Origin of the sequence: Rhodococcus sp. IEGM 1381, assembly GCF_030056795.1 — a bacterium.
In the GTDB taxonomy this organism is placed as follows: Bacteria; Actinomycetota; Actinomycetes; order Mycobacteriales; family Mycobacteriaceae; genus Rhodococcoides.
In genome coordinates, this window is sequence record NZ_JASHKQ010000030.1 from 1 (window position 1) to 4,993 (window position 4,993).

4 protein-coding genes are annotated in these 4,993 nt (G+C 63.7%); 1 reads left to right on the forward strand and 3 read right to left on the reverse strand.

Annotated elements, in window-relative coordinates; translation table 11 throughout:
- On the reverse strand, positions 1-790 hold a 790-nt coding region (locus QM797_RS26110; protein WP_283278640.1), incomplete at its 3' end, for a dihydrolipoyl dehydrogenase family protein.
- Positions 791-905: 115 nt separating this feature from the next.
- On the opposite strand from QM797_RS26110, the gene QM797_RS26115 reads away from it, so the two are divergent.
- A complete protein-coding gene (locus tag QM797_RS26115; RefSeq protein ID WP_283278641.1) occupies positions 906-2,939 on the forward strand; it encodes a prolyl oligopeptidase family serine peptidase in 2,034 nt (677 codons plus the stop codon).
- 2 nt (positions 2,940-2,941) lie between these two features.
- On the opposite strand, the gene QM797_RS26120 is transcribed toward QM797_RS26115, so the two are convergent.
- Both QM797_RS26120 and QM797_RS26125 read right to left on the reverse strand, forming a co-directional pair.
- On the reverse strand, positions 2,942-3,967 hold the full coding sequence (locus QM797_RS26120; protein ID WP_283278642.1) for an alpha/beta hydrolase: 1,026 nt from the start codon (positions 3,965-3,967) through the stop codon (positions 2,942-2,944).
- Positions 3,968-4,094: 127 nt separating this feature from the next.
- Positions 4,095-4,928, reverse strand: coding sequence for an alpha/beta hydrolase family protein (locus QM797_RS26125; protein ID WP_283278643.1), 834 nt, complete (start codon positions 4,926-4,928; stop codon positions 4,095-4,097).
- Between the last annotated feature and the right edge of the window lie 65 nt (positions 4,929-4,993).

Below are 4,993 nucleotides of genomic sequence, written 5' to 3' on the forward strand. Positions count from 1 at the left end.
CGACGGTGAACGTCTCGCTCTCGCCGGACTTGTTGTGCTTGATCTCGACGGTGACCTTGGAGCCGTCGTCGTCGATGCTCTGCACACCGGCAGCGGTGATGATCTTGACGCCGAGCTTCTTGTACTGCTTCTCGATTTCCTTCGAGATGTCCTTGTCCTCGTTGGGAAGCGCGCGATCGAGGTACTCGACGACGGTGACGTCGACCCCGTAATTCTTGAGGATGTAGCCGAACTCCATGCCGATCGCGCCCGCGCCGACGATGAGAATGGAGCCCGGGAGCTCCTTGGTCATGATCTGCTCTTCGTACGTGACGACGTTCTTGCTCAGCTCGGTGCCGGGCAGCAGCTTGGTGGTGCTACCGGTCGAGATGATCGCGTTGTCGAACGTGATCGTCTCGGTGCCGCCCTTGGTCAGCTCGACCTCGATGGTGTTGGCGTCGGTGAACGTGCCCTTGCCGTCGTACTCGGGGATCTTGTTCTTCTTCATCAGGAAGTGAATGCCCTTGACGCGGCCGTCGGCAACCTTGCGGCTGCGGTCGAACGCCGCGCCGAAGTCGAAGGACGCTTCACCCGAAATACCGAACAGCTTGGCCTCTTTGGTGAAGAGATGCGCCAACTCGGCGTTACGGAGAAGGGCCTTGGAGGGGATGCAGCCGACGTTCAGGCACACACCGCCCCAGTACTTCTTCTCGATGATGGCAGTGCTGAGTCCGAGTTGTGCCGCGCGGATAGCAGCGACGTACCCACCGGGACCGGCTCCGAGGACAACGACGTCATAGTGTGAGGTCACGAGACCTCAGCGTAGTCGTGCTCTGCCGTACTGTCTCGACCTGGTCTTCGTTACCCGTCGGTAGCCTTCCGATCGCCGGCCGACCCGAGGACGCGTCTGCTGCTAGAACTGTGGAATGGCAATTTCGGACGACCCGTACCTCTGGCTCGAAGACGTCACCGGCGACGCTGCGCTCGCGTGGGTGCGCGAGAAGAACGAGGTGACGGTCGAGGCGCTGAGCGGCACGGCCTTCGAGGCCACCGAGGCGAGCATTCGAGAGATTCTCGACACGGACGCCCGTATTCCGTACGCCCGCCGCCGCGGGCAGTTTCTGTACAACTTCTGGCGCGACGGCGAACACGTCCGCGGTCTCTGGCGTCGAACCACGATGGACGAGTACCGAACCGAGAATCCGGTGTGGGACGTTCTGCTCGACTTGGACGCGCTGGCCGAGAGCGAGGGCGAGAACTGGGTCTGGGGCGGCGCCCAGGTGCTGCGGCCCGATCAGAGGCTGGCGCTGGTCACTCTCTCCCGCGGCGGAGCCGACGCGACGGTGGTGCGCGAGTTCGATCTCGACTCCCGCACGTTCCGCGCCCCGGAGGACGGCGGATTCGCGCTACCCGAGGCCAAGACCGACATCGGCTGGATCGATGCCGACACCGTCTTCGTCGGAACCGATTTCGGGGACGGTTCACTGACCGAGTCGGGCTACCCGCGGATCACCAAGCGGTGGCGGCGCGGCACTCCCCTCGTCGAGGCCGAGACCGTCTTCGAAGGCGCGCCGCAGGACATCTCGATCTCCGCCTGGCACGATCGCACCCCGGGCTTCGAGCGCGACTTCGTCCAGCGGGCCACCGACTTCTACAACTCCGAGACCTACGTACTCGATGGATCTGCGTTGACCCGAATCCTGACTCCGACCGATGCGTCGACCTCGGTGCACGAGAACTGGTTGCTGGTCCGCACCATGACGCCGTGGACTGTCGGCGACACCACCTACCCGGCCGGCGCACTGCTCGCTGCAGATTTCGACGAGTTCATTTCCAGCACAGCATCTTTGACGGTTCTGTTCGCCCCAGACGAGCATACTTCGCTACATCAGTACGCCTGGACCGAGAACTACCTGCTGTTGGTGACGCTGCAGGACGTACGAACTCAGTTGCACGTCCTGAAACCAGGTGCGAAGGAGTGGGACGCCGCCACGATCGACGGGTTGTCGGACCTGACGTCCACCGAGATCATCGGCACCGACGCCGAGGAGAACGGTGACGAGTTCTTCCTCTCCTCCTCCGGCTACCTCACTCCGGCGACACTGCTGGTGGGCACGGTGGGCGGCGAGCTGGACGTCCTCAAGCAGGCCCCGGCGTTCTTCGACGCCGAAGGCATGACGGTGGAGCAGTTCTTCGCCCGCTCGGACGACGGAACACAGATCCCCTACTTCGTCGTCCGCCGCCTCGACGCCGGTCCCGGTCCCACGCTGCTGTACGGCTACGGCGGCTTCGAGATCTCGATGACCCCCGGCTACAGCGGCGCGACCGGACGCGCGTGGCTCGAACGTGGTGGCACCTACGTCGTGGCCAACATCCGCGGCGGCGGCGAGTACGGGCCGTCCTGGCACACCCAGGTACTACGCGCCGGACGCCATCTGGTGCACGAGGACTTCGCCGCTGTCGCACGCGATCTCGTCACTCGAGGCATCACCACCACCGAACAGTTGGCCGCGCAGGGCGGTAGCAACGGCGGCCTGTTGATGGGCATCATGGTGACGAAGTACCCGGAACTGTTCGGCGCGTTGGTATGCCAGGTCCCACTACTGGACATGAAGCGATACCACCTGCTGCTCGCGGGCGCGTCCTGGGTGGCCGAGTACGGCGATCCCGACGACCCGACCGAGTGGGAGTTCATCTCGCAGTACTCGCCGTACCAGAACGTGGTTACCGCGTCGGAGCGCCGGTACCCACCGATCCTGATCGCGACGTCGACGCGGGACGACCGCGTCCACCCCGGACATGCCCGCAAGATGGCCGCATCACTGGCCGAACTCGGCCACGACGTGAGCTACTACGAGAACATCGAAGGTGGACACGGCGGGGCGTCGGACAATGCGCAGTTGGCGTTCAAGACGGCGTTGACCTACGAGTTTCTGTGGCGGCACCTCGGGCGTCGTTGATGTCAGCCCGCGAGAGCCCGCTCGAATATCGGCCAGGAGTTGTGGAGGTCGTCCTGCCAATAACCCCACGAGTGGGTCCCTCGGTCTCGTAGCTCGAAATGGGCTGGTATGTCCAGCTTTTCGAGTACGCTCTTCAGTCGCCTGGTGCAGTCGCCGGTGGCGACCTCGATCGCGCCGCCCACCACCATCTGGTTGAGCAACACGAAGCCAGGTCCGTTGGGATTGGTCCCATCCAGAGTGTCCGATGCACCCGCCTTACCGCTGCCATTGGAGATGTACAGCGCGGTTCCACGCAGCTTCTCGGCGTTGAGGACTGCGTCGTTGCGAATCCAGTCGGGATCGCCGTCCGGGCCCCACATGTTGGTCACGTCGGTTCCGAGAGCCAACGATGCGACGGTCTTGACGTAGGCACGGCCCAGTGGGTCGGTGGTCGAGGCGCAGCCACTGTAGGAACCGACCGCGCGGAACAGCCCCGGATTGTGGGCTGCCAAATTGAGCACCGACGTTGCAGCCATCGATATTCCGGCAATGACGTTGCGCCCGTTCGTCTTCAAAAGCTCGTCGAGGAGGGGCGGTAGTTCGCGCGTCAGGAAGGTTTCCCACTTGTTCCGGCCGAGGACGGGATCGTCGTGCTGCCAGTCCGTGTAGTAGGAGTAGGCCCCACCCACCGGCGTCACCACGTTGACGTTCTTGTCGGCGAAGAACGAGACGACGTCGGTCTGGGTGTACCAATCCATTCCGTCGATTCCGCCGCCCGCGCCGTTGAGCAGGTACAGCGTGGGGCTCGGAGCCGTCCGGTCGGGTGAGCGCAGGATCTTGAGCGGAATCGTTCGATCCATCGCCGCCGAGTGGACGAACGCCGTCATCGCCACGTCGTCGGCTTCCTCCGTGCGCACCACGTATGACGTCGAGGCGTGATCCACGTTCGGCGCGGCAACAGCCGTCCCCTGTGACGCCATCGCGACGATGCACGCGACGACGAGCAAACCCTTACCGATCCGTCGAGCGGAAGCCCCCAGGCCGTTCATGCACGTGCTCGCTATCTTCGGCAGAACAAAAGTTGAGTCAAAGGTGTTTTACACCAAAACCGGGGATTGGTTGGAACGTATCTTAGAAATTAATCCAAACGACCGAGGCGGTCGCCGCCGAGTGTTCTCAGCGGTGCATCCATCGGGCCACCAGATCGGCCACCGCCGTGGGCTTACGAATCCAGCCGTTGTGGCCCAGTGGCTCGTCGATGTGTTCGGTGGTGATCTCGGCGTTCGCGAGCTTGGCCGTCAGATTCTCCATCGAGCCGCGCGGTGCGAGGTCGTCACCTTCGATGGTCACCGCGAGCACCGGAAGTGTCAGACGGCCCATGCGTTCCTCGTAGTCCATGTCCGCCCCCGCCGGCTCGATCGATCCGGTGCGCGCGAATCGGGACCAATCATCGATGAGAACACGCGATTGACGACCGAAGCCGCCGATACCGATTCGGTCCCCCGGCCAGAATCCAGCGATGCTGCTGGTGATCGCCATTGCGGCCGCGCCCACGTACAGCGGGACGCCGCGGGTCGTACCGAAGCCACGGTGATACGGCGACCCGGACGCCACCAGAATCAATCCACCGAGCCTGCCCCGGATGCGGGCGGCGTACATCGACCCGAGCTGCCCACCCATGCTGTGACCGAGAAGGTAGGGCGTCGCCTCCGGGAACTGCTCCCGAACCACCTCGAAGATCGCCGGAAAATCGACCGACACCAATTCCTGATAGCCGTACCGACTCGCCGAACTCGGTCTTGGGACACTGTCGCCCTGCCCGCGTAGGTCGCCGATCGCGGCGTGAAAACCGCGTGCCACGAGCGCTTCTGCGAACAGCCGGTAGTAACCACCAGGAATGCCCAGCCCAGGAAGTATCACGATGACGGGCGCATCGTCTCGGCCTTCACCGGGAAAGAGCGACACCGGCACCGTCGAACCGTCGGGCATCTGAATGGGGACCGTCTGCATCGGGCAACCATATGCGGACGGTGCTACTGATACCCGAGATAATCATGCGAAAACGGCCCGTGACG

Bases quoted from the DNA above. Each gene is read 5' to 3' on its own strand.
- QM797_RS26115 (WP_283278641.1), top strand. From the start codon at position 906: ATGGCAATTTCGGACGACCCGTACCTCTGGCTCGAAGACGTCACCGGC.
- QM797_RS26120 (WP_283278642.1), bottom strand. From the start codon at position 3,967: ATGAACGGCCTGGGGGCTTCCGCTCGACGGATCGGTAAGGGTTTGCTC.
- QM797_RS26125 (WP_283278643.1), bottom strand. From the start codon at position 4,928: ATGCAGACGGTCCCCATTCAGATGCCCGACGGTTCGACGGTGCCGGTG.